Origin of the sequence: Roseivirga echinicomitans (assembly GCF_001592935.1) — a bacterium.
Taxonomy (GTDB): Bacteria; Bacteroidota; Bacteroidia; order Cytophagales; family Cyclobacteriaceae; genus Roseivirga; species Roseivirga echinicomitans.
Map to the genome: position 1 here is coordinate 380,062 of NZ_LRDB01000050.1, position 25,943 is coordinate 406,004.

The 25,943-nt window shown below is 41.3% G+C and carries 22 protein-coding genes; 4 read left to right on the forward strand and 18 right to left on the reverse strand.

Features of this window, described 5'->3' with window-relative positions; translation table 11 throughout:
* Window positions 1-38: 38 nt before the first annotated feature.
* Window positions 39-575 carry a YceI family protein gene (locus tag AWN68_RS15815; protein WP_068418542.1) on the forward strand — a complete coding sequence of 179 codons (537 nt, stop codon included), beginning with the start codon at window positions 39-41 and terminating at the stop codon, window positions 573-575.
* 132 nt (window positions 576-707) lie between these two features.
* Here the strand turns inward: AWN68_RS15815 and AWN68_RS15820 are convergent, their stop codons facing one another.
* From AWN68_RS15820 to AWN68_RS15850, 7 genes are all read right to left on the reverse strand, one after another.
* A complete protein-coding gene (locus AWN68_RS15820) occupies window positions 708-1,235 on the reverse strand; it encodes an REP-associated tyrosine transposase (RefSeq protein ID WP_068417833.1) in 528 nt (175 codons plus the stop codon).
* A gap of 776 nt (window positions 1,236-2,011) precedes the next feature.
* Complete coding sequence (locus AWN68_RS15825; protein ID WP_068417836.1) at window positions 2,012-3,283, reverse strand: DUF2130 domain-containing protein; 1,272 nt, start codon at window positions 3,281-3,283, stop codon at window positions 2,012-2,014.
* A gap of 40 nt (window positions 3,284-3,323) precedes the next feature.
* On the reverse strand, window positions 3,324-4,574 hold the full coding sequence (locus tag AWN68_RS15830) for a DEAD/DEAH box helicase (RefSeq protein ID WP_068417839.1): 1,251 nt from the start codon (window positions 4,572-4,574) through the stop codon (window positions 3,324-3,326).
* Between the two features lie 523 nt (window positions 4,575-5,097).
* The gene (locus tag AWN68_RS15835) at window positions 5,098-5,292 is read right to left on the reverse strand and encodes a cold-shock protein (RefSeq protein WP_053224098.1); all 195 of its coding nucleotides are present in this window, start codon (window positions 5,290-5,292) and stop codon (window positions 5,098-5,100) included.
* A 423-nt stretch (window positions 5,293-5,715) separates the two neighbouring features.
* A complete protein-coding gene (locus AWN68_RS15840; protein WP_068417843.1) occupies window positions 5,716-7,470 on the reverse strand; it encodes a DEAD/DEAH box helicase in 1,755 nt (584 codons plus the stop codon).
* 255 nt (window positions 7,471-7,725) lie between these two features.
* Window positions 7,726-8,136 carry a hypothetical protein gene (locus tag AWN68_RS15845; protein WP_068417844.1) on the reverse strand — a complete coding sequence of 137 codons (411 nt, stop codon included), beginning with the start codon at window positions 8,134-8,136 and terminating at the stop codon, window positions 7,726-7,728.
* A 625-nt stretch (window positions 8,137-8,761) separates the two neighbouring features.
* Window positions 8,762-11,533: an alpha/beta hydrolase family protein gene (locus AWN68_RS15850; RefSeq protein WP_157716281.1), complete on the reverse strand. Its 2,772-nt coding sequence runs from the start codon at window positions 11,531-11,533 to the stop codon at window positions 8,762-8,764.
* A 394-nt stretch (window positions 11,534-11,927) separates the two neighbouring features.
* On the opposite strand from AWN68_RS15850, the gene AWN68_RS15855 reads away from it, so the two are divergent.
* On the forward strand, window positions 11,928-12,215 hold the full coding sequence (locus tag AWN68_RS15855) for a hypothetical protein (protein ID WP_157716282.1): 288 nt from the start codon (window positions 11,928-11,930) through the stop codon (window positions 12,213-12,215).
* Window positions 12,216-12,448: 233 nt separating this feature from the next.
* Here AWN68_RS15855 and AWN68_RS15860 read toward each other — a convergent pair whose 3' ends face one another.
* The 5 genes from AWN68_RS15860 to AWN68_RS15880 form a co-directional block, all read right to left on the reverse strand.
* Window positions 12,449-13,180 carry a YebC/PmpR family DNA-binding transcriptional regulator gene (locus tag AWN68_RS15860; RefSeq protein ID WP_068417852.1) on the reverse strand — a complete coding sequence of 244 codons (732 nt, stop codon included), beginning with the start codon at window positions 13,178-13,180 and terminating at the stop codon, window positions 12,449-12,451.
* Between the two features lie 205 nt (window positions 13,181-13,385).
* Window positions 13,386-14,492, reverse strand: coding sequence for a 3-isopropylmalate dehydrogenase (gene leuB, locus AWN68_RS15865; RefSeq protein ID WP_068418543.1), 1,107 nt, complete (start codon window positions 14,490-14,492; stop codon window positions 13,386-13,388).
* Between the two features lie 5 nt (window positions 14,493-14,497).
* Window positions 14,498-15,085, reverse strand: a complete 588-nt coding sequence (gene leuD / locus AWN68_RS15870) for a 3-isopropylmalate dehydratase small subunit (RefSeq protein WP_068417855.1) — start codon at window positions 15,083-15,085, stop codon at window positions 14,498-14,500.
* A 1-nt stretch (window position 15,086) separates the two neighbouring features.
* Window positions 15,087-16,481: a 3-isopropylmalate dehydratase large subunit gene (gene leuC / locus AWN68_RS15875; protein ID WP_068417859.1), complete on the reverse strand. Its 1,395-nt coding sequence runs from the start codon at window positions 16,479-16,481 to the stop codon at window positions 15,087-15,089.
* A 1-nt stretch (window position 16,482) separates the two neighbouring features.
* Window positions 16,483-17,646 carry a 2-isopropylmalate synthase gene (locus AWN68_RS15880; protein ID WP_068417862.1) on the reverse strand — a complete coding sequence of 388 codons (1,164 nt, stop codon included), beginning with the start codon at window positions 17,644-17,646 and terminating at the stop codon, window positions 16,483-16,485.
* Window positions 17,647-17,816: 170 nt separating this feature from the next.
* On the opposite strand from AWN68_RS15880, the gene AWN68_RS15885 reads away from it, so the two are divergent.
* The gene (locus tag AWN68_RS15885) at window positions 17,817-19,361 is read left to right on the forward strand and encodes a hypothetical protein (protein ID WP_157716283.1); all 1,545 of its coding nucleotides are present in this window, start codon (window positions 17,817-17,819) and stop codon (window positions 19,359-19,361) included.
* A gap of 88 nt (window positions 19,362-19,449) precedes the next feature.
* On the opposite strand, the gene AWN68_RS15890 is transcribed toward AWN68_RS15885, so the two are convergent.
* A complete protein-coding gene (locus AWN68_RS15890) occupies window positions 19,450-19,842 on the reverse strand; it encodes a fibronectin type III domain-containing protein (protein ID WP_157716284.1) in 393 nt (130 codons plus the stop codon).
* A gap of 303 nt (window positions 19,843-20,145) precedes the next feature.
* On the opposite strand from AWN68_RS15890, the gene AWN68_RS15895 reads away from it, so the two are divergent.
* Window positions 20,146-21,699 (forward strand): M20/M25/M40 family metallo-hydrolase, encoded by a 1,554-nt coding sequence (locus AWN68_RS15895; RefSeq protein WP_068418544.1) that lies wholly within the window; start codon window positions 20,146-20,148, stop codon window positions 21,697-21,699.
* 51 nt (window positions 21,700-21,750) lie between these two features.
* Here AWN68_RS15895 and arfB read toward each other — a convergent pair whose 3' ends face one another.
* From arfB to AWN68_RS15920, 5 genes are all read right to left on the reverse strand, one after another.
* Window positions 21,751-22,170: an alternative ribosome rescue aminoacyl-tRNA hydrolase ArfB gene (gene arfB, locus AWN68_RS15900; RefSeq protein WP_068417867.1), complete on the reverse strand. Its 420-nt coding sequence runs from the start codon at window positions 22,168-22,170 to the stop codon at window positions 21,751-21,753.
* 12 nt (window positions 22,171-22,182) lie between these two features.
* A complete protein-coding gene (gene yaaA / locus AWN68_RS15905) occupies window positions 22,183-22,947 on the reverse strand; it encodes a peroxide stress protein YaaA (protein ID WP_068417869.1) in 765 nt (254 codons plus the stop codon).
* 139 nt (window positions 22,948-23,086) lie between these two features.
* Entirely contained in the window at window positions 23,087-23,473 is a 387-nt protein-coding gene (locus AWN68_RS15910) for a rhodanese-like domain-containing protein (protein ID WP_068417870.1), read from the reverse strand.
* Complete coding sequence (locus AWN68_RS15915; protein ID WP_068417873.1) at window positions 23,470-24,171, reverse strand: gluconate 2-dehydrogenase subunit 3 family protein; 702 nt, start codon at window positions 24,169-24,171, stop codon at window positions 23,470-23,472. The genes AWN68_RS15910 and AWN68_RS15915 overlap by 4 nt, the downstream gene beginning before the upstream one ends.
* Before the next feature lie 3 nt (window positions 24,172-24,174).
* Window positions 24,175-25,896, reverse strand: a complete 1,722-nt coding sequence (locus AWN68_RS15920; RefSeq protein WP_068417875.1) for a GMC family oxidoreductase — start codon at window positions 25,894-25,896, stop codon at window positions 24,175-24,177.
* Window positions 25,897-25,943 lie beyond the last annotated feature (47 nt).

The window sequence follows — 25,943 nt, forward strand, 5'->3', positions numbered from 1 at the left end:
TTTACCATTTGAACGAGAACATAAAAACAATTAAGAATATGACAACTTTAACAAAAACGAAATGGGCCATTGACCCTACACACAGTGAGGTTCAATTCAAAGTAAAACACTTAGTGATCTCCACTGTAACAGGAGCATTCAAAAGCTTTGAAGGCGGTTTAGAAACGGAGGGTGATAATTTTGATGGCGCCAATGCCTCATTCAGTATAGCTACTTCTAGCGTAGACACCAATGTAGCAGATCGTGATGCACATTTGAAAAGCCCTGAGTTTTTCGATTCAGAAAACCATCCCAACATGACTTTCAAAGGGCACTTAAAGCAAGTTTCAGGTGATGATTACAAATTAGAGGGAGACTTGACGATCAAAAACACTACTAAGAAAGTTGAATTGACTGTAGAACACGGTGGTATCATGAAAGATGGTTACGGACAAACCAAAGCTGGTTTCGAAATCACTGGAAACATCAACCGTAAAGATTTCGGCCTAACATGGAGCATGGTCACTGAAGCTGGCGGTGTGGTAGTGGGCGACAATGTGAAGCTATTACTCAACGTGCAGTTGACTAAAGGGTAATTCAAACGATATTAACAACAAAGCAAAAGGCTACTTGAGTAATCAGGTAGCCTTTTTTCATACCCCTTCCTGCCCTTGTTGGTGTTCTTCACCAACAAGCCTGAAATGATTCACCTACCACCAACGTTGGGCTCAACTTCCAAAGTACTCCATATAATGTGTGAGAAAAGGAAATCTACACTCTTCCCTCTCATAATAACTGGAGGAAGAGTAAAGATAATTTGCTGGCTCGTCAGTTAGCATCCACTTCCCTTGAACAGGGTTATTATGAATGTAATCCAGTTTTTGTTCAATCACTTCCCTACTATATAAATCTATGCTTAATGGGTTTCTTTGCCATATTTGGTACTTTCTATCTTTTAAGTTTACCTCAAACTCTTGGTGCAAACTGGGGTTATTCGTTCTTAAGTCCTTTTGGATTTGTTGACTCGTAAATTTCATAAAGTCTCGCTGAACATTCTTTAGCTTATGTTCTTTTTGCACTTGCCAAATGATGTGAATATGATTTGGCATAATCACAAAGCCGTAGATTTTAACTCTTTTTGCCTCTGCTAAAAACTTTAAGCTCCCTATTATAATTGATTTGTAACTGTCGTTAAAAAATAATGGCTTCCATTTAAGAACTGTAGCGGTAAAGAACTGAACATAATACGATTCCATTTCTCAATATAAAAAAGGATAAGTTCAGTGTGAAATTAACTTGGCAGCCTGTTTCTGAAGAACACGAATGGTGCGAGAATTTAATAAAGTCTCACTGAATATTCTTTAAGCCATGCTGTTACGTTACTTCTGTGGCTTGTTGGTGAAGAACACCAACAAGGGCGACAAAAATAATGGCTTCCATTTAAGAACTGTAGCGGTAAAGAACTGAACATAATGCGATTCCATTTCTCAATATAAAAAAGGATAAGTTCAGTGCGAAATTAACTTGGCAGCCTGTTTCTGAAGAACACGAATGGTGCGAGAATTTCATAAAGTCTCGCGAAATATCCTTTAAGCCACACTGTTACGTTACTTCTGCGGCTTGTTGGTGAAAAACACCAACAAGGGCGACAAAAATAATGGCTTCCATTTAAGAACTGTAGCGGTAAAGAACCGAATATAATACGGTTCCATTTCTCAATATAAAAAGGATAAGTTCAGTGTGAAATCAACTTGGCAGCCTGTTTCTGAAGAACACGAATGGTGCAAGAATTTCATAAAGTCTCACTGAATATTCTTTAAGCCATGCTGTTACGTTACTTCTGCGGCTTGTTGGTGAAGAACACCAACAAGGGCGACAAAGCTGCGTACCGATTTGGGAATACAGTAAAATAAGCTCCTTGTTAACAGCAGCTGCGGCTTTGTACCTGCTTTGTAATATTTGTGCTTTTATTTCACCCAGAAAAATGCTGTACTCCTTTTCCATGGTTTTTGTATTTAATCAGGAATTCGATTTATAGCTCCAGTTGTTCTTGGTCTTCTCCCTCTCCTGGTAACTCTAAAGCCTTTACCGACTGAATGGCATTGCCTGCAATTCCTTTGATTGAACCATACATATCTACAGTATTCGTAATCACCTTGTCGATTTGCTTTTCGCGCTCTTTCCAAATCCGTTGCATCGCTCTTTTCTCGCTGTCCAAGCCAGTTTTCATGGCAGTAAAGCCCTCTACAATGGCTTCTACTTGCATGCGGAAGGTATTGCTGGTGAGGAAATCGTAGAGCATGTGCATTTTATCGCCTTTGTTTTCCTGAGAGCTGACCGCCATACTCAGTTGCACAATGGATTCGCGAATCACGGCACAAAGCCCTTTGAACTCGTCATAATTACAAATCCAAATGCCGTCTCTTAAGCCCATGCGATCCATATCGGATGGCATTACCTCGGTAACTAGAACACCAATATTGGCGCCTCTTTCACGGATGTCGGCCTTAAACTTCTCAATCCAGCTGGGCTGAAAGTCTTTGGTACGCTTACTTTCGTAATATATGGTGCCGCAATTCTGGTGGGCACGGGTATTCACTACCTGAATACAATCGCCTCCCCTTGCGCCTTTCTTAATTTCTTCAATCGTGTCTAAAGGAAATTGCCCCATCAACCATTCTTCAATGGCCAATTCTTGCACTTCCCCTTGCAGTTGCATAGAACCCTGCTCCTGCTTGCGCTTCATTTCTTCGGTAAGCTTCTTTTGATCTTCGAGCTGCTTTTGCATTTCTTTGAAACGCATTTCGTTCTTCTCTTCCTCCGACTTTCTGATTTTCTCTTTCTCGGAAATTAATGTGGCATTGAGGTTCTTTTGAGCTTCGGCTTCAGCGATTTCTTTCAGTTCCGATTTCTCGCGTTTTAGCTTCTCTATTTCAGCTTTTGTGCGATTAAGCTCTTTAATCTGCTCTGATTTCTCGTTCAGTTCTTTTTGGAGTGTATCAAATTGATCCGATTGCTCTGCTTTGAGTTGTTGCTTTAACTTCTCCTCTATTGTTTTACGGTCTTCGCGTAATTGCTTTTCTACGCGCTCCTTGAAAAGCTCATTGGCTTCTTTCTTCTTCAGCTCAAACTCATCTTTCGCTTTGTTCAGAGATTCAACTTCAGATTGATACCGCTGTTTTTCTTGCGCCAATTGCGCCTGATACTTCTGCTTGATCTCATCTTCTAACTGATGAGAGAGAATATCTTGCACATCGATACTGGTACCACAATTAGGACATTTGATCTGATTCTTGTTCTGCATGAGCTTAAGCGTTCTTCAATTCTGTTGTACTAATGTTCAATTAGCGTTTCTTTCTTCTTTTCGACCTTTTGGCCTCAAATTCAGCCTTTTCTTTATCGGCATCCTTGATCAACTGCTGCCAGTTGTTGGCCTTTGCATCCGATATATCCAAGGTGTATTGGTAATCGTCATTGGTCACTTCCATGCGCTGAATTGGCTTGCCCAAGTTCTCTTCAATTTCAGCCAAAACTGGTTTTTCTTCTTCGGCACAAAACGAAAGCGCTTGTCCTTTTTGAGAGCCACGCCCCGTTCTTCCCACACGGTGAACATAATTCTCACCAGTCTCTGGCATATCGTAATTGATCACATATTCTACATTCGGAATATCAATTCCTCTCGCACTTACATCCGTGGCAATCAGTATCTTTAAGTCACCTGACCTAAAGCCTTGCATCACCGACTTTCTTTCCTTTTGTTCTCTATCACTATGGATGGTATCGGAGAGAATATCCACGCGCTCCATGGCCTTCTTCACCCTTTCTGCCCTCACTTTGGTCCGCACAAAAACGAGAATCTTCTGGTCTTCATGTTGTTTGATAAAGCGCTCTAAAAAGAAACGTTTATCATCCATCTCAATAAAGGCAATGGCGTGCTCAATATTCTTAGCAACGGGGTCTTTCGGGGAAATCTGAATTCGAATAGCGCGGGTGACTAATGAATAGGCCAAGTCCTTAATTTCTTCATTAATGGTAGCCGAGAAGAAAAGTGTTTGACGCTTCTTCGGCAAGTGCTTCATCAAATCTCGAATATCCTTGATAAAGCCCAAATCCAACATATGATCGGCTTCATCCAATACCAAGATTTCAACACGCTTTAAATTTAAAGCCCCCTGACTTACCAAATCAAACATTCTACCTGGCGTAGCAATCAATATATCGACTCCTTTTTCCAATTGCTTGATCTGTGGCTCTTGGTCTACCCCACCGTGAATACAATAAGTCACCACTCGGGTATGTTTGCCCAAAGTTTTGAAAGTCTGCTCAATTTGTAGGGCCAGCTCGTGGGTAGGCGCCATTACCAAGCATTTTACGCCATCGGGACGACTCCCCAGTTTCCTTTCCTGAAGAATATGCAGAATTGGGATGGCAAAAGCCGCGGTTTTCCCTGTGCCCGTTTGGGCAATGGCCAATACATCTTCTCCTTTTAAGATTGGAGGAATAGATTTGTACTGAATATCGGTTGGTTTTTTATAACCCAGCTTTTCAATACTGGTTTTAATGCCTTCGGCAATGCGGTATTCTTCGAATTTCATATAAATGTTGTTGCTCAAAGGGTTTTACCGCCCTTTGTTTTGGTGCTAAAAGCTCTTATTGGAAAGGCTTCTGACTTAATCGGCAATTTACGCAAAATATCCACCAACTTTAGCAGAAGAATTAGTCTAGGTAGAATGTAAAAGATGAAGCTGTTCGAACTTTGTCTAAGCTCAAAAGTTACTTATTTGTGTGATTAATAAGAGGTAAGGAATCAATAAACCCATAAGATGAAAAGAGCTTTACAAATAGTACTCGCAATAATTGCCCTGATAATGATTTACTTGGGTATAATCAATTCAATGCTACCTCCTGCTTTAACAGGTCTTGGCTTTATTGTAATACTTATGCTGTTTAACAGCTACCATAAAGTAAAATCTTAGAGAATGATTAGCCACAAAAGGGCATAAAAAAACAAATCACATACAAGAGATTGAAATACCCTGAGGCTTTTCAGTGGTTTGGCTTAACACCAAAACCGTTCTAAGTATATAATTTGTCTTTCTTAATTAGGTATAAAAGAGATTAATCGATTACAGTTACGTTAACTGCGTTCAATCCTTTTTTGCCTCTTTCTACTTCATATTCAACTTTATCGTTTTCACGAATTTCGTCAACTAGACCTGAAACGTGTACGAAAATGTCGCTGCTTGAGTCTGATGGAGTAATGAATCCAAAACCTTTGGTTTCATTGAAAAATTTTACTGTTCCTTGCATTATTAATTAATCATTGTTATTAAAGCGGGTCTGAGTTAGTGTAAACTAAAGTGGCACTCAAATCCATGTTTTTATAGGGCCAAATCCTATTTTTTATCTTATAACGGCCGTAAGCCGAAAAGGTCTAATTTATGATGTAAAAAAACCGAATTTAAATTAATCTAAATGTAAACAAAGAGATAATCGAGGAGGGTTATTAACTTTTACAGTGGCAAAGATACGCAATTAGTTGGTCTTTTATATCTTTTTTATTAATCGGCAAAGAAATAGCCAAATATTTCGCTCAAGCTTGTTTAAACGGTGAATTAAATTTCCGAATCCACTGATTAACAGGCCTTTTTGAATTAGAACACCACAAAAACAATTTGCAAACCATAAAAAAACCTGCCATTAAATGGCAGGTTTTCAATATCTAGTTGTAGAAGACTACAATCTTCTTCTTTTTGGTCTTCCTTTATCACGGTCAGGACGCTTACTACGGTCAGGACGTTTACCGCGTCCTCCGCCTCCACCACCGTAGCTGCTTCCGCCTCCACCATAGCTTCCACTCCCACCTTTGCTGAAGTCTCTTCTTTGTCTCGGTCTTCCGTCATCATCTCTGTTGACACGGATGCTTCTACCATTGACTTCTTTCCCTTCAAAGCTTTCACCAAAACCTTTGTCTTGTGTGCTGTCTACATCGAAGTATGAACAGTTCTTTTGAAGCGATAAATCGCCAAAGTATTTCCTATCCACTCCTGATTCATCAGCCAAGAAATGTACAATATCCGCATTAGTCATACCATCGATAGAACCTACATTGATAAAGTAACGGTTGAATCCAGTTCTCTCACGGTTCGAAGTAGAACCACCACCTTGAGTATCGTTCAAGTTCGAATCCTCATCTGGTGTCATTACATGATCCAGTTGAGTTGTGATCAAACGTCTAAGAATATCTTCTTTGCTTAAATCACTGAAACGCTCACTCACCGATTCCAAAATGCTATCGGCTTGGTCGTCTACTTTCGTGTTGATAATTAAATTCGCCCAGCTGTTAATTCTGCTCGACTTCATCGCCTCTAAAGTAGGCACTTCGATCTTCTCAAATTTTACTTTGATTCGTCTTTCGATGTCAGTGATTTTTCGGGTCTCCCTTGGATTAATAAAAATCAATGAAGTTCCTTTGTTACCTGCCCTACCCGTTCTACCACTTCGGTGCGTATAGCTTTCCAATTGATCTGGAACAGAATGATGAAGCACGTGCGTTAAATCGTTCACATCGATACCTCTTGCCGCTACATCAGTAGCAATAAGCAATTGCATTGAACGTGTTTTAAAACGTTTCATTACCGCATCTCTTTGCGCTTGAGAAAGGTCACCGTGAAGTGCCTCTACTCCGTAGCCCATTTGGCCTAATTCATCTGCAATCTCTTGTGTTTCGCGTTTAGTACGACAAAACATAATACCTCGCATGTCAGGCTGAATGTCTAAGAATCGCTTTAGAGCTGGCAATTTATTAGACGCCTTTGTAATCACATATTTATGTGAGATGTCTACATTACTCTTTTGCTCTGTGTTTACCGCAACCTCCAATGGGTTGTCCATGTACTTGCTTACAATTCTTCTGATCTCTTTCGGCATTGTAGCCGAGAAAAGCCATGTCACTCTATCTTCTAGCGTATAAGAAAGAATTTCATCTATGTCTTCTTTAAAGCCCATGTTGAGCATTTCATCTGCTTCATCGAGCACGACATATTTTACATTCTCTAATTTCACCGCTCTCCTTTTGATCAAATCAATCAATCGGCCCGGTGTTGCTACAATAATTTGCGTTGGTCTCTTTAGCGCCTTAATTTGGCCCATGATGGGCGCACCACCATAAACCACTTCAATATTAAGGGCTCTATTATTTTTCGCAAAACTTACCAGTTGTTGCGCTGTTTGTTGCCCTAGTTCACGTGTTGGAGCCATTACAATGGCTTGAGTTGTAGGATCTTCCAAATCGATCAAATCAATCAATGGAAGTCCGAATGCAGCTGTCTTACCTGTACCCGTCTGAGCCAATCCAATAAAGTCTGTTGGGTCGTTTTGCAACAGCATTGGTATCGACTTTTCTTGTACAGGGGTTGGAGTATCGAACCCCAGTTGATCAAGAACTTCAATTATGGATTGAGAAAGTCCTAGTTTGCTAAAATTATTCAATAATTATTTGTTAAATGAGCTGCAAAGGTAACTAGATCATTTTAGATTAGCGGTGTGATTGACTGGTTATTTGGTTGTTGACGGTTAAGAATGCAACAAAGGCCTTTTTCACGGTTTCAGACCACTAATTATTGTGAACGCCTTGAATCACAAAGGACTAGCCTTTGAAGAATGAAGCCAAATGGCTAGAATAAGTTAAAAAAAGAGCCGACTTCCAAAAGGAAAGCCGGCCCCGGTCAATCTCAAAACAACAATTTATCTTCGATAGGCTACAGTATTACAAAAATCAATGTAGCTGTTACTTCTTAAGTCTTCTACAGAATAAGTGAGCACGATGTCACTGTATTCTATATGTCCAACACCTTTAATGAGGTAACCGTTCACCGTTTGACGAGGGATTCTTAATTCGTCACCATAAACATTGGCATATATTTCAATATCTGCTCCGTAAAAATTTCTTAGGTAAATCACGTTACTATACAGATCTCCATCTTTCACCACACGCATATCGTATAGGGTGAGTTCATCATAAGTTTCGCTGTATTCTTCTACCTCATACCGACCAGTAAAAAGGTTTCTTGAATCAATGGGAGCTTCTTCTACATAAATAACATCGCAGCTGGACATTAGTAAGAGTAGGCTTAGACCGAGTAATGCTTTTTTCATTTTGAGTTTTATTTGGTTGTACAAGGGTACTTTTCCAAAAACGTGCCAAAATGAAAATAACCACGAAAAAGGGGTTCTAACCGCAAAGGGCGCGGAGATGCGCAAAGGGAATCATAAGAGATATTAATGGTGAATTATAAGATACGGACAGAGTCCTCAAGCTCATAATGAGTCACAGGTTCTGAGAACCTGCGACAGTGAGACGATAGACATTAGACGATAGACTTGCTTCAATTATCTGGTAGAGTTTATAGAAGCTAAAGGGCATTGTTTCAACTACTTAAAAAGGGTCTTTAGCAATAAAGAACACGGAGATGCGCAAAGGACAGATAAATCTAAGAACCTGTGTCAGTGAAAGCGTCATTCCGTAGGCCCCGAAACTTCGCGGGTTTTCACGTTCCACAAGTTAATTTCCTCTGTGTTACTGAAAAAGACCCTTACAGGGTGACGATGAAGCGAGCTATTTGCTCTCTCCTTTTCATCCTGAGCACAGCGAAGGAACTATAAATCAACTTTAGACCCTTCGCGAACACAGGGAAAGAAGCACTTAATGGATGCCTTTAACTGCAAAGAAATTCATAAGGGACTAAAAGAAAAAACCCTCTTTTGGAGGGTTTTGACTTGTTTACTTCTTCCAGTTCTTAAGATTCTTCATCTGGGTTTCATAAGGAATTCCTTGCTGAATCCAAGGTTCAATGGGCTCTCCTTTGAGATAATGCCCAAACCATTTCAGAATCCTCATCTGATAATCTGATCTATTCTTGTCTTGCCCCAAGCCATGCCCTTCATTGGCATATACGAGCAACACAAATTGCTTTCCAGCCCTTCGCGCAGCATTATAATACTCAATGCCTTGTCGCCAATCGACATTCTGGTCGTTATCTCCTACTTCGAAGAGTAATGGCGTATTCAGTTTTTCTACGTTGAAAACAGAAGAGTTTCGGATATAACGGTCTACATCCATATAAGGAGCTACTTCCATTCGCTCTTGGCTTACTTCGAAATGCTCATTTTCTGGTGCCCCGCCAAAAGCCCAAGCAATCATGCCATACATACTGGTCAGGTTGGTGAGCCCCGCCCCTGCTACGCTGGCTGCAAAAATATCGGTTTGGGTAACGGCATAACCTGCTTGATAACCGCCCCATGAATGACCAATTAGCCCCACTCTCTTTTCATCCACTACCCCCATGTCCACCACAGTTTTCACGGCAGCTTCCATCGTTCTTACCGAAGAAATACCCGGGTCGCCTGCATCGAAAAGGATATCGGGCATGAGCACAAAATAGCCTTCTTGGGTAAATACGCTGTTGTTATAATAGCTGCGTTGAGATGGCACCACATAAGAATGGAGACCATCTGAAAGCAATTCATAGATGTAAGTGATCATTGGATATTTCTTGCCCGGCTCGTAATTGGCAGGATAGAAAAGAGAGCCTTGAAGTTCTTGCCCATTGGCATTGGTGTATTGTACCAATTCATTTCTGCCCCACTGATATTCGCTTTGGAAAGGGTTGGTATTTGAAACCTGCTTGGCATCCGTCAATGCACCTGAACCGACAAAATAGTCTGGGGAATCACTAAAGCTTTCAATGGTATAGGCATAACGTTCTGCATTTTCGGCTTTGTTCAAACGGCCTACACGGGCATCTTCCCAAATGAGTTGTTTTGGCTTTTTACCTGGGGTTACCATGCCATAGCCTGACTTTTTACTCCATGTACCGAAAAGACTCACATACATGGCTTCCTTTTCATCGATATAATCTTCAAAATCGATATAGGCATATCTTGAGCGCATTTGCTCGGCTTTTCCGTCTGTTATTTTTCTTGGTTTTGAACCATTGGTATAGAACTGCCACAAATCGAATTTAGAATGCACAAAGAATGAAGCGCCCTTCTTTTCCCAAGCCACAAAGCCATAAGGCCTTTTGTCTGGGGTGGGGTGATCGTCATCTTGATTGACAAATGAGGTATCCAAACCTTCAGAAAGGACTTTCTTCGACTTGGTTTTGATATTATAAACAAACACATCCTTCCCTTCTACATAAGGCACAAACTGTGCATCTGGGCTCACCGCATAGATGTAATTGACTTTGGTCAGGATCTTCTCGCGCGCCCCGGTCATGATGTCCACGGTGTAGGCGTCTATATTTCCACGGCCAAACATGGCTTCTTTCTCATAAGGAGTCGCATCAGAGCCAATCAGGATGGTAGCATCGGTTTGCAAACGCACCGACTCGGTCAAATCATTGGCGAGTTGCACGAACTTATTATTGGACAAATGCCAAACCGAGAGGTATTGGTCTTCTCTCCTTCTTTTGGCCAGTTGCTCTTGTTCTGGAATTACCTGAACATCTGTGCTGTGCCAAATCTGTAAGGCAGGTGCCTCATCTGTTAAATCTTGACTGTCCTTCTTTTCTTCATCTTCTTTGGCCTCAGCCTTCACGGGTTTCTTTTCCCATACTTTAATTTCGAAGAAAATAGACTGCCCATTTTTTGACCAAGTCAGCGAACGGTTATTCACTACCCGATTGTCTGCGGGGAAACCGATTATGCTTTGTTGATCGAAGACCGAAGCTACAGGTGCTTTTGTGGTCAGTTTTTGCCAAGCCAAAATATGCTGGGTGCTGTCTTCATACTCTTCGTTTTTGAAGGAACGAAAAACCGCTAAATCATCACTTTCTTCTCTCCAATTTAAGCCTGTATAAACGGCCTCTTTGCTGTCCAACACTTGTAAAATATTGGTTTTGGCATCGAACAATTGAACACCATTTCCAGCTTTACCATCGGCATCGATAGTCATGGCCAAAAGGCTTCCGTTTTCTTGCCAAGCAAAGTCCGACACATTACCGAAATTAAATGCTTTGCCCGTTTTAAGGTTTCTGATAATCAAGTCTGCGCCATCACTCTTCTTACCCGAAGCGGTATAATGTTTCATGGCCAAAAACTGGCTGTCATCGCTAAATGAAAAGGCGTTTACATCTTCTACCGTAAGGCTGTCGGCTCCATTTAAGCTCAATAAGCGGAATTGGCTGCGCAAAGGCTTTTTACTTTTCTCACGGGCTTCGGCTGTGGGGTTAATAAAATAGCCCAACCACTGGCTATTGGCCGAAAACTGCGCTCTGCTTCCTTCGGGAAGCACTTTTAATGCGTTATCGGTTAAATGATGAAGCCTGACCTCGTTCTTATCATTGTTTCTTCTGATGTCGTAGAAGAACCAATTGCCATCGTCTGAAAAAGTACTGCTGAAACCAAGGCTTTCCCATTGGCCGTAATCGGCAACGGTAAGTGGTTTAAGTTGTCCGTTTTGCGCCATGCCTGTATTGGCAAAAACAAAGGCGAAAAGGACCAAAAAAGACTTGAGTGATTTACGCCATGGGGCTTGAAAAAATTGATGCATAATCTTGAGTGTTTTTGAATGCATCAATCTACAACCTATTTATGAAAATGGTAAACCGACTGTGGAGAAATGGGGTGGAGAAGTATACTATTTGGTTAAGAAATTGGAAAACGGATCAAATGATACGGACAGAGTCCTCGGTCCAATAGTGAGTCACAGGTTCTGCCAAAGGACAGATATATCGGAGAACCTGCGACAGTGGTTAGTATTTTTTATTTTCTCTTCCCCCTCTCTGATACCTCTTTATAGGTATAGGCAATAACCACTCTTTTAGGGTAACAATACACTATTACAATCACCCAAATTTGAATAGACATTGAGCCTGAATAGGTCAAGGTTAGGGTCTAGGCAATCCGAAAAGCCTAAAACTAGAAAACCAACTAAATACATTTTTATGAGAATTCTTGAGCTTTATGCACGATTGGCAAAAGATACTTCAACAGAGAGGTCACTATTTACTGGTAAATTCGATAGTCTCAAAAGCATCAGCATGAAACTATCCCAATCGGCAACTGGAACTGCCCATTTCGTTATTTTTCAAAATAATGTAGAAAAAATCAGTAAGGACTTAACTGCTGGCCAAATCATGAGTTATGTACCTCTATCAAATTCTATCATAGAGTATCAGATCAACAATTATAACGAGACCGACTTGCCTCAAGTCCATATTATCATTTCGTAAAAATTACAGCTGTTATAACCCCTTTAAACTTATTGGGTCACTGTAGAAGTGTCCATTTTGAATCTACACTACTTTCCCGGCAGGAATAAAGAGACTAAAGACCACAGTCCACAAACCAAAAACTCCAACCACTTTAGAGTAGTTGGAGTTTTTGTATGCTTACAGAAGGATGCTTCCGAGACTTCGGAACGTTTCCTCCCTAGGGTCGGTAACTCAGCATGGCGGTTCTACGCTTAGCCAACATTGGTGTACACCCCTTGAACATCATCGTCTTCGTCAATCTTATCAATCAACTTGTCGATTTCTTCCATTTGCTCTTCGGTAAACTCTACCGGAGTAGTTGGGAAACGCTTTAAGCTGGCGCTTTTAATATCGATTCCTTTTTCTTCCAAGGCCTTTTGTAACTGACCGAAGTTCGTGTAATCGCCATAAATGGCCACCATCATTTGATCTTCGTCTTCTTCGGTTGGGTATTCTTCAATTTCTTCTAGCCCCGCATCAATAAATTCGAATTCCAATTCTTCCAAATCCATATCATCGGTTTTCAAAAACTCGAAAACAGATTTTCTGTGGAACATAAATTCTAAAGAACCATTGGGCACCACTGCCCCACCCGCTTTATTGAAGTATGATTTTACGTTGGCTACTGTACGGTTCATATTATCGGTAGCGCATTCTACAAAAACCAATACACCATGAGGGCCTTTGCCTTCGTAGTTCATTTCTATATAAGCCTCAACATCTTTGCTTGTCGCCCTTTTGATGGCCGAATCGATGTTGTCTTTAGGCATGTTTTGCGCCTTGGCATTTTGAATGGCCGTACGCAATGAGGAATTCATGTGAGGGTCGCCACCGCCTTCTTTAGCGGCCATAGTGATGGCTTTAGCTAGTTTTGGAAACACGCGGGACATCATGCCCCATCTCTTCATTTTTCTACCCTTACGAAATTCAAATGCTCTTCCCATAATTTCAAATGCTTAATTCCACCCAAAGCCTAAAAATTGATATCAAAAGCTGCCCGGGGTTTTAACAACCGCAAAAATAAGAAGACTTGGGAATTAGGCTTTACAGATGGGCGCTTTTTTTAAGAAGAAAGAAAATAGCGCATAAACTAAAAGCCCAACTTCTAGGAGTTGGGCTTTTATAATTAACAAACCACTTTTAACAAACTCAGATGATCGTGCTGAGACCGACCTGAATGTTATTTTGAGAGCCTGAGGCTTCACCGTCTAGAATATGGTTGACAATAAAATCACCCACCCTGTCGGTGCCAAAACCTTGGCCTTTTGATAAATCTTGTGTTACCATTCCATTGTGCAGCGAAGCATTTACCGCTTGCCTTACTTCTATGGCTTCATCGATTAAATTCAGATGGTCCAATAACATGGCTACAGATAAAATAGTCGCAATTGGATTGGCGATATTCTGGTCTGTCGCCTGTGGGTATGAACCATGAATAGGTTCGAACATGGCTGTTTTATTTCCTACCGAAGCAGAAGGCAATAAGCCCATGGAACCACCAATGACGGAAGCTTCATCAGAAATAATGTCGCCAAACATGTTTTCAGTAAGTACTACATCAAACTGCTTTGGATTCTGAATCATTTGCATGGCGGCATTGTCCACAAACATACAATCGAGCGTTACATCAGGATATTCCTTGGCCATGGCGGTTACTTTCTCTCGCCATAAGCGGGAAGTTTCCAATACGTTGGCCTTGTCAATCAAAGTCAGTTTCTTCTTTCGGTTTTGGGCGGCCTTAAACGCCAAATGTGCGATACGCTCAATTTCCGCATAAGAATAAGTACAGTGATCGTAAGCAGTATCTTCTGTTCTTCCTTTTTCACCAAAATAAATACCACCAGTCAGTTCTCTGTAGACCACAAAATCAACCCCCATAACGCGGTCTACTTTCAGTGGCGACATGTGCAAAAGGCTATCATAAGCCGTTACAGGACGGATATTTGCAAAAAGTCCAAGTTCCTTCCTCAGCTTAAGCAAACCCTGTTCTGGTCTTACTTTGGCCGATGGGTCATTGTCATATTTTGGATGACCAATGGCACCAAACAAAAAGGCATCTGATCGCTTACAAACCGCTAAAGTTTCATCTGGCAATGGATTGCCCGTTTCATCAATGGCAGCTGCGCCTACTAAGGCATATTCATAGGTGAACTTGTGACCAAATCGGGATGCAATGGCATCGAGCACTTTGATTCCTTCTGCTACCACTTCTGGGCCTATGCCGTCTCCCGGCAACACTCCTATTTTCTTCTTCACTCCCATTATATTGTTATCGCCTGCTTTTCGAAGGCTTCTATTTCGTTCTTAATACTTACCAAATAATCAATGTCGTCATAGCCGTTAATCAGGCATTCCTTTTTATAAGAATTCACTTCGAATGACTCCTCAAACTCATTGAATGAAATGGATTGATTTACCAAATCCACTTCTACTTCAGTGTCAGGCCTCAACTTTACGGTCTCCATTAATTCCTGAAGAAAATCCTCGGACACTTGAACAGGTAACAAGCCGTTGTTCAGTGCGTTGCCTTTAAAAATATCGGCAAAGAAGCTCGACACCACCACTCTAAAACCATAATCGTAAAGCGACCAAGCTGCATGTTCACGGGAGGAACCGCAACCGAAATTTTTCCCTGCCACTAAAACACTTCCCTCGTAGGTCGCATTATTCAACACAAAACTTTCCTTCGGGCTATTGTCGGCATTATATCGCCAATCTCTGAAAAGGTTCTCTCCAAAACCTTCTCGAGATGTGGCTTTTAGAAAACGGGCCGGTATGATTTGATCCGTATCAATATCTTCATTGGACAATGGAACCGCCCTACTGAGTACTTTTACAACTTTCTCCATCTCAATTCAAGAATTCAGTAATGTCAACAATTTTACCTTGCACCGCGGTGACCGCAGCCACCAACGGACTTGCCAATAAGGTTCTAGCACCGGGGCCTTGTCGTCCTTCAAAGTTTCGGTTCGAAGTGGAAACACAGTAAGCGCCCGCAGGAACTTTGTCATCGTTCATACCCAAACAGGCAGAACAACCCGGTTCGCGAAGCTCAAAGCCTGCTTCTTTCAATATTAAATCCAAACCTTCGGCTATGGCTTGTTTTTCCACTTGTTTAGAGCCTGGAACAATCATGGCTTGCACATGAGCGGCTTTTTTCTTGCCTTTCACATAGTCGGCAACAATTCTTAAATCTTCGATCCTAGAATTGGTGCAACTGCCAATAAACACATGGTTAATTTCTTTCCCCATCAGCGATTCGCCTGGAAGGAAACCCATATAGTCCAAAGATTTGTGGAAACTGTCTTGGCTTGAAGCCGCTAATCTCTCTGGAATATTGCCTTTGATTTTAATGCCCATGCCCGGATTGGTTCCATAAGTAATCATTGGCTCAATGTCAGCTGCATCGAAATGGTATTCTTGATCGAAAACGGCATCAGCATCAGAATGAAGGGTTTTCCAATAGGCCACCGCTTGTTCAAACGCTTCGCCCTTAGGCGTAAATTCTCTACCTTCAATGTAATCGAAAGTAGTTTCGTCAGGCGCTATCATTCCGCCCCTCGCTCCCATTTCAATACTCATATTGCAAACCGTCATTCGGGCTTCCATAGAAAGCGAACGAATGGCAGCACCTGCATACTCAATAAAGTAACCTGTACCTCCAGCGGCTGTCAATTCAGCAATAATGTGAAGGATTACATCTTTGGCCAAAACGCCTTTGTTCAGTTCACCATCAATGGTGATTCGCATGGTTTTAGGCTTGGACTGCAACAAACACTGAGTCGCCATCACTTGGGCCACTTGGCTCGTGCCAATCCCAAAAGCAATTGCTCCAAAAGCTCCGTGGGTCGAAGTATGTGAATCGCCACAGACCATGGTTCTACCCGGCAGGGTAATGCCCAATTCAGGTCCGATTACATGTACGATACCTTGAAACGGATGTCCTAAGCCATAAAGCTCTACATCATATTTGGCGCAGTTTTCTAACAAACGATCTACCTGATGCTTAGAAAGGGCATCTTTGATCGGTAAATGCTGGTCCTTTGTAGGAATATTATGATCTGGCGTGGCCACCATTTTCTCCTTACGGAAAAGCGGTAGGTTCCTTGTTTCCAGTTCCGAAAAAGCCTGAGGGCTAGTGACCTCATGGATCAAGTGACGATCGATGTACAACACATCAATTCCACCATCGATTTGTTTCACCACATGGGCGTCCCAAACTTTGTCAAAAAGTGTCTTTCCCATATTAAACCGCCATTTGGTATTTTAAGTCCGACAATTCGTGTAAGTCTTCATCGAAGACCTCCTTTTTACTGTCTGCCACCTGAAGGAAGTTAGCGTAAACCACATCCAGCTCATCGCGGGTGAGTTCATAACCAATGTTCTTCATTCGATAAGCCAAAGCAGCCCTGCCGCTTCGGGCAGTAAGAATGATGGAAGAATGGTCTACCCCTACATCTTTTGGGTTGATAATTTCATAAGTATCTCTTCGCTTAATCACGCCATCTTGGTGAATTCCTGAAGAGTGTGCAAAAGCATTCGCGCCTACAATAGCCTTGTTCGGTTGCACAGGAACACGCATGGTTTCGGACACATATTTCGACAAGGCTGTTAGTTGCTTGGTGTCAATTCCTGTGGTTTTTCTGAGGTAAGGGTGTTGTTGCAAAACCATCACCACTTCTTCTAAAGCCGTATTCCCTGCCCTTTCGCCAATACCGTTAATGGTACATTCAATTTGCGTAGCGCCATTGATCACTCCTGCAATGGAGTTAGCCGTGGCCATCCCCAAATCATTATGGCAATGGGTGGAAATGGTTACATTTTCTATGCCTCTCACGTTGAACTTGAGGTAGGCAATCTTCTCTCCATATTCACTCGGCAAACAATAGCCCGTAGTGTCTGGAATGTTCACCACTGTTGCGCCAGCCTTTATCGCTTGCTCGCATACATAAGCTAAAAATTCATTGTCGGTTCTTCCTGCATCTTCTGCATAAAATTCCACATCTTCTACATACTTTTTGGCCAAAGTCACTGCTGCTACTGCGCGTTCAACAATTTTCTCTCTGGTAGTATTCAGTTTGTATTTGATGTGTGATTCGGAGGTTCCAATTCCAGTGTGGATTCTTGGTCTAACGGCATGTTTAACTGCTTCTGCAGCAGTTATAATGTCTTTTTCCACGGCCCTACTTAACGCACAAACCGTGGCGTTTTTCACCAATTTCGAAATGGCTTGAACAGACTCAAAGTCGCCTGGGCTTGAAATAGGGAAGCCAGCTTCAATTACGTCAACACCAAGGAACTCTAGCCTTTCTGCTACTTCCAATTTCTCCTTGGTATTCAACTTACAGCCCGGCACCTGCTCGCCATCGCGTAATGTCGTATCAAAGATTTGTATTTTCTGTCTATCCATTGTTAATTTGGGCTCTGTACTTTATTCTTTAAACACATATTTATTCTTAATTAAAATTAGTGGGCGCCTACTGCGAGGCCAAAACTGATGCTAGAGTTTCTACTATTTTTATAGCGAACTCTATATTTTTATATCCCTGTATATCAATTCATTAAGAAGAATAAAATACAATGGCTAACCCGAAGCAGGATTCATTATTTGAGCTGATAAAATCGCTGACCAAATCAGAGAAGCGACATTTTAGAATGTTCGTCAACCGCAGTGGAAATTCAGAAGATGTGAAGTTTGTCAAGCTATTTGATGCCATGGACAGCATCAAACACTATGATGACAAGCTTATTTTGGATAAGGTAAAAAGTATTAAAAAGGAGCAACTGTCGAACCAGAAAGCCAACCTCTATAAGCAGATTTTAGCCAGTTTAAAGCAATTTCATATTGGGCATCATGTGGATATGCAGTTGCGCGAAAGCTTAGATCATGCTAAACTTTTATACAACAAAGGATTTTACAAACAGGCCTTAAAACTACTCGACAAGGCTAAAAACCAAGCCAAAGACACGAGGCATCATGCCTTAGTATTGGAAATACTGGAGTTCGAAAAAATGATCGAGTCACAATACATTACGAGAAGTATTGAAACCCGTGCCGAGCAACTGACTAATGAGGTGAATGAAACTTCGGACTTACTTGTATCTACCCACCAGCTGTCCAATTTGACGCTGAATCTTTATAGCCTCTTCCTTCAGAAAGGCTATGCTAAAAACGAAGAAGACTTCATCTATGTCACCGCTTATTTTAAAGCCAATTTTCCAACTTTAGATACAGCCAACCTCAGTTTCTACGAGCAAATGTATTTTCACCAATGTCAGATTTGGTACAATAACATTATTCAGAATTTCCCTAACTCCTACAAGCACGCCAAGGCCTTGGTAGACCTGTTTAAACAAAACCAAGACATGGCCACCAAACAGCCCGTTTTGTTTATCAAGAGTTATAGCAATTTACTCTCTGCCCTCTTCCAGCTTCAGTATTATTCTGTTTTTTGTGAAGTATTGAACGAAGTAGAAGAGCTTTCCAAAAACAAAGACATTGTAAAAGACCTGAATACCGAGGTATTGATTTTTAAGTTCTTGTGGGTTTCTAAAATTAACAAAGCCTTTATGGAAGGCAACTTTGAGGAAGGAACACACATGGTGCCAAAGCTTTTGAAAAAGCTGACTGAATACGAAGAAAAAATTGATCCTGAACGGGTATTGCTGTTCTATTACAAAATCGCAACCCTTTACTTTGGTAGTGGAAACAATAGAAAGGCGATATTCTATCTCAATAAGATCATCTATTTTAAGGACATTGGCCTAAGGGAAGACATTCATTGTTTTGCTCGAATCCTTAACCTGATTGCGCACTTTGAGGATGGGCAGGACTTCCATTTAGAGTATCAAATCAAGTCCACTTTCCATTTTATAGGAAAAATGAATGACCAACAGGCTGTACAAAAGGAGATCTTCAACTTTTTAAGAAAGACAGGCAAGATTAAACCCGATGAACTGAAACAGGAATTTCAGCTGCTATATAACCGATTAGAAGCGCTCAACAGTAACCTTTATGAAAGGCGTCCTTTCCTTTATTTGGATATTCTTTCGTGGCTCAAGAGCAAAATTGAAAACCGTCCAGTACAAGAAGTGGTGCAAGAGAAGTTCAAAACTTTAAAGTAGGTTTTCACTTTGGCATTAAACCAAAAAGAGACTGACTTTCAATGAGCAGTCTCTTTTTATGTTCTGAAATTGATTTTAGCAATTGAGCTTACTCAATTGTGGTGGTACTTTTTACAGATGAAGCCAATGAATAGGTAGTTCCCTTTTTGGCATACACCCTATAGTAATATTTAGTTTTGGCAGTCAAACCAGTGACTGTTACGCTTGTTTCAGTTAATTCCTTTTTGTCGAAATCAGTCACTTTAGGACTAAAAAAAGCTTCCGGGGAAACGTCTAATAAATACATATCAACACCGGCTACCTCTGTCCAACTCACGTTGAAAGTAGTGGCAGTAATTTCTGTAGCGGCACTCACCGTTGGTGCAGCAACCAGCGCAGAGTCATCGTTATCATCACTTTTACAAGCGTTAATACTGAACAAAAGCGTAATCAGAAAAGTGAATGAAAGTACTTTCAGTGTGCTACTTTTTTTGTCGATCATTTTATATTTACTTAAAGAGATATGGAACATATTATTATGCTCATTTGACGCAAATATCTCAAATTCAGTTGGAATGAAAAATTGAGAATTGACTAAATATTTTCATTTCAAAATATAGTCACTTAAGCACAATCAGCACTGCAATACTTTCGCTCTAAATGGTTTCACAGACAGCTGCAAGACCTCATTCACCTCAATTATAAAGCGGCAATGATGTAATTCATGCTACCACCTTTTATACCATCGGTAAGCCTCTCTTTAACTTAGATTAATATCTTGGGCAAAAATTCAAATCAATTCAAAATGAAAAGATCACTCAAATTATTTATGATTTTGGCGTTCTGCTTGAGTATCAATACTTACGCTCAGGACACTAAAGCCGTTGTAGACAAAATCGTAGCCGAGGCCAATGACAATTCTCAGTTAGAGAATTTGGCTTACGAGTTATTAGACAAAAACGGACCTCGTTTGGTGGGTACTCCACAAATGAATTCAGCCAACGACTGGGCTGTAGCAAAATACAAAAGCTGGGGTATTGACGCCAGAAATGAGAAATGGGGAGAATGGAAAGGATGGGAACGCGGAATCACTCACGTAGACATGGTTTCCCCTCGTGTAAAAACTTTAGAAGCTATGCAATTGGCATGGAGTCCTTCTACTAACGGTAAAGACGTAACTGGTGATGTAGTAGTCATCCCTAATGTAGCTAACGAAGCTGAGTTCAAAACTTGGTTAAAGGGTATCAAAGGTAAATTCGTAATGATCGACATGGCACAGCCTACTGGTCGTCCGGATTATAACTGGGAGAAAAACGGTACTGAACTTTCTGTAGAGAACATGAAGAAAGACAGAAGCGAAGTGTCTAGAGCTTGGTCTCAAAGAGTTAGAAACACAGGTTTGACATCACGTACTTTGCCTGCCGCTTTAGAAGAAGCTGGTGCAGCTGGTATTTTGATTTCTAACTGGTCAAGAGGTTTTGGTGCTAACAAAATTTTTGGTGCTGCTACTAAGAAAGTTCCTACTATCGATATCGGATTAGAAGATTACGGAACACTTTTCAGAATGGCTGAACACGGTGATACTCCAAAAATCACTGTGAAAACTACTGGTAAGGAATTAGGCATGATGCCAACTTTCAACACAGTAGCAGAAATTAGAGGTTCTGAATTGCCTAACGAATATGTTGTACTTTCTGCTCACTTCGATTCTTGGGATGGTGGAACTGGTGCTACTGATAACGGCACAGGTACTTTGGTAATGATGGAAGCCATGAGAATCTTGAAGAAGATTTATCCTAACCCAAAAAGAACAATTCTTGTTGGACATTGGGGTAGTGAAGAGCAAGGCTTGAATGGTTCTAGTTCATTCGTTCAAGATCACCCAGAAGTGATTAAAGGGATGCAAGCGCTTTTCAACCAAGATAACGGTACAGGTAGAGTTGTAAACATTAGCGGACAAGGTTTCCTTCATGCTTATGAGTTCATCAACAGATGGTTAGCTCCAGTACCTAGTGCGATTAGAAGAGAAATTGACACTAACTTCCCTGGTACTCCAGGTGGTGGTGGTTCTGATTATGCTTCTTTTGTTGCAGCTGGTGCTCCAGGTTTTAGCTTAAGTTCTACAAGCTGGGATTATGGCGCTTATACTTGGCATACCAACAAGGATACCTATGATAAAATTGTATTCGAAGATGTAAGAAACAACGCTATTCTTACAGCTATTATGACATACATGGCTTCTGAGGATGATCAATTCTTCCCAAGAGATCAAAGTGTATTGCCTCTTAACCCAAGAAACGGTCAACCAATGTCTTGGCCAACACCAAGAAACCCAACTAGAAAAGGTGGAGGAGAATAATTCCATCTAAATCTAGAGAAATTGAAAGGCCTCGATATATCGAGGCCTTTTTTAATACTTAGGCGGCTTGCGCATATCCTTTTTTTCGGAATGATTCTTTTTGCTTGTGAGCCGTTTTTGAATAGCACCTTTAGAAGGTTTTGTTTTCTTGCGGGGTTTGGGCTTGGTAAAGGCCTGCTCTACTGCCTTTCTGAACTTGGCAATCACTTCATCCTTATTCCGCAGCTGGGTTCTATGCGCTTCGGAACTAATGAGAAGATCCCCTTCATTGGTCAATTGCTTTTCCCATTTTTTCACTAGATGCTCTTTTTCCTCTTCATTCAATACGTTTGAACTTTGAAGATTAAACCTGAGCGTTACCCGCGTTTCAAGCTTATTTACATTTTGACCACCTGGCCCAGAGCTCCGCGAAGTCTGAAATTGAAGTTCGGGCAAAAAATCTCGTGAGGCTATGGTTTTTGGGTCTTTCACAATTTCTTAAAACTAATCTCTTTTAAACAGCAAGTTCCTTTCATCAGAACCCGCTTCATCAAAATAGTACCCCTCGTAATCAAAGCCTTTTAATAGTTCCACTTCGTTGATTCTATTTTTAATAATGTACTGCGCCATCAAACCCCTCGCCTTTTTGGCAAAGAAGGAAATGATTTTGTACTGCCCATTTTTGAAGTCTTTAAACTCAACATTGATCACCTTGGCTTTGAGTACAGGCCTGTCGATGGCTTTGAAGTATTCTTGCGAAGCCAAATTGATTAATACTTTATCGCCCTGCTTCTTCAAATCACGATTCACCTGACTGGCAATGGTGTCCGCCCAATAGTTATAAAGGGTAGTATAATCATCAAAAGCCAAACGAGTGCCCATTTCTAAGCGGTAAGGCTGAATCAGGTCCAAAGGCCTGAGTAAACCGTAAAGGCCAGAAAGGATACGCAAATGCCCTTGTGCGTAAAGGATGTCTTCGTTCGAAAGCTCTTCTGCTTCAAGACCAATATATACATCGCCTTTAAAAGCATAAACCGCCTGTTTGGCTGCTTTAGAGTCTTTAGACTTCCTAAACTTGTTGTAGCGATCTACATTCAGTTCAGCCAAATTCTCACTGATGTCCATTAATTCTTGAATCTCTTCAGGAGTTTTCTCTTTCAGTACACCAATCAATTCCAACGTTTCTTTCTGAAAACGAGGGTATGTTTTTTTGGCATTGCAAGGGGTTTCGAAATCGAGAGTTTTGGCGGGAGAAAGTACAAATAACATAATTGATCTTAAGCTTTACACAAACATACTAGTTGAGGGCTAGACTTGTTTGAGAAAAGTATTGAAAGTTTAAATGACCAATTGAAAACTTAGAAAGGACTGAAAATGAAAAAAGCCCTTTCGGGCTTTTCTCATTCAATTATTTCTGGACTTGTTTATTCCCTTCTTGCCAAGCGACAATGCCGCCCTGAAGCTCATAGATTTTCTTAAAGCCCATTTCCTTCATCATTTCAAAGGCCTGGTTACTTCGGGCTCCTGAATGGCAGTACACCGCCACAGCTTTGTTCTTGTTCAAGCCTTCCAGTTGAGATTTAAAACCAGGGTCATTAAAATTCATCAAGGTTGAATTTTTAATAAATCCTTGTGCGTATTCATCTGGTGTTCTTACATCAATAATCTGTACCGAAGCATCATCAGCCATCAATGCCTCAAACTCATTGGCATCTACTTGCTTGGCAACTTTTTCGGCACAACCTAAGGTGAAGAAGGCTACTCCTAAAATCAATAATAAGGTTCTTTTCATCATGTCAATAAATTTCCGTCATCATCCCAGGTGGCAATATCTGTCCGTTTGGTTTGGTCCACACACTTGGCCAACCATTCTTCCTCGTAAGCCATACCTTGTTGTTTCAACACATCTTCTGGAATACCATCCCAAACACCAGGTGAATTACCTTTATAGCCCAAGTCCTTCACTCCTATTTCAGAAGTAAAATAACCCGTCATGGTGAGGTTTCTCATGTTGGTGAAGAACCTTTCCCCGTGCTTTAATTCAGGTGGCGTTTTGCCCGGATAAGCAATGCTATCGCAAATGGCTTTGTGTTGTTCCTCATTGAGTTTTTTGAATTCCATTCCATACAATTTATTGGAATGGGAATCGAGCCAAGCCAAGCCACCACGGAGAGGCAATTGGTTGTTCGGCATATCCTTCACGATAAATTCGATAAACTCAGGTACGCCTGCATCGGTTGCCGATCCAAACTCAGCGTTGGCTGGAAGAATGATATCACACAACACTGCGATTGTTTCTAATTCATGTTCGTTGAAAAAGGTTTCTGAAAGTACTTTGGCATCATGTTCCTTTTCCGCTTCATTTCTTCCATAGCCCGGAAGTTGCGGCTTTTCGGGAATTTCAACTGTGTTTTCTGGCGCACAACCAGTCACCAGCAGTCCACCTGCTACAGAACCGACCAATAAAGATTTTAATGATTCGCGTCTATCCATGACTTAAATATTTCTTTGTTTTACTTGTTCAATTAAATAATCTGATGCTCTCCAAGCCAAGGCCAAAATGGTCCAAGTTGGGTTTTTATCTGCTTGCGATACAAATGGACCTGCGTCCATAATAAACACATTTGCACAGTCGTGAAGCTGGTTGTACTTGTTAGTCACCGACTCTTTCTTGTCGTCACCCATTCTGGTAGTTCCCACTTCATGAATAATCTCGCCCGGAGCGGTCAACCCAAAGTTTCGGTCTTTTCCTGGCTTATCGCCCAACAGAATACCACCAGTAGCATCTAAAATTTGCTCAAAAGTATCCTGCATGTGTTCCGCTTGGTTGACCTCATGCTCTGTCCATTGGTAATTGAACTTAAGCACTGGAATTCCCCACTCATCAACTACATTATTATCGATTTCGCAATAATTGCCACGCTGTGGAATACTTTCACCCCTACCTGAGACGCCAAGTACGGCACCATAGTATTTTTTCACATCAGTTCGTAACGATTCGCCATAGCCACCTACATCGCTCCCCATAATTTTATTCAAATTATTTGGGTTGAAACCGAAGCCATAGCTTGGCATTCCCATTCCACCCCAAACTTCAATATGATATCCCCTTGGGAATTTGAGTTTCTTATCGTTGAGCCACCATGGCGTGTAAACGTGCATTCCGCCTACTCCATCTTCATTATAAATCTTACGATCCATGAGCTTTGGAAGGAATACAGAGCGGCTCGCGCCAGTAGAATCGTGTAGGTATTTACCTACCAAGCCACTGCTGTTTCCTAATCCATCTTGATGAATACTACTTTTTGAGTTCAGAAGAATTCGGGCTGAGGAACAGGCCGAAGCTGCCATAACAACAACCTTAGCCCTAAGGTGATATTCCTTTCTGTCTAGCTTGTTGATGTAATTTACGCCAGTTGCTTTTCCTTCTTTGTCAGTGGTTACTTCTCGCACCATACAATTGGTCATCAACTCTATTTTTCCACCATTCTTTTGGGCTGGAAAAATTAAACACGTTCCTGAAGAGAAATCGGCATAAGCCGAGCAAGCCCGATTACACTGACCACAGTAAAAACAACTACCACGTTGGTTGTTAATTCTTTTGGTCAGTATGGAAAGCCTTGAAGGAATTACTGGAATCCCAGCTTTTCTTGCCCCATTAATATAGTATAGCTCATGAAGTCTTGGTTTTGGCGGAGGTAAGAAGAAACCGTCAGGCTCGTTGTGAATATTTTCTTTACTACCGAAAACACCAATGAGCTTGTCCACCTTATCGTAATAAGGTTTTACATCATCATAGCCAATCGGCCAATTGTCGCCAAGGCCATCAACGCTTTTTCGCTTAAAATCTAACGGCCCAAAACGAAGCGAAATTCTTCCCCAGTGATTGGTTCTTCCTCCCAACATTCTTGAGCGGAACCAAGCGAAACGCGTCCCTGGTGCTTCAGTGTATGGTTCGCCTTCTAGGTTCCAACCACCATAAGCGGCATCGTAGTCTCCAAAAGACCTTCTGTCGGAACTGGCGCTACGCCTTGGAGATTCCCAAGGCCAGCGTAATTGGGTTCTGTATTCGTCTTGTGCGGGGTCAAAAAATGGACCTGCTTCGAGTACTGCTACATCGAAACCGGCCTCTGACAATATTTTTGTCGCCATTCCCCCACCGGCTCCTGAGCCGACAATGACAACATCATAAACTTTTGAAGATTCTATAACTTGCATAAGGTACGGTTGATTTCAGCTTAAAATTTAAGGAATTCAACTGTAAC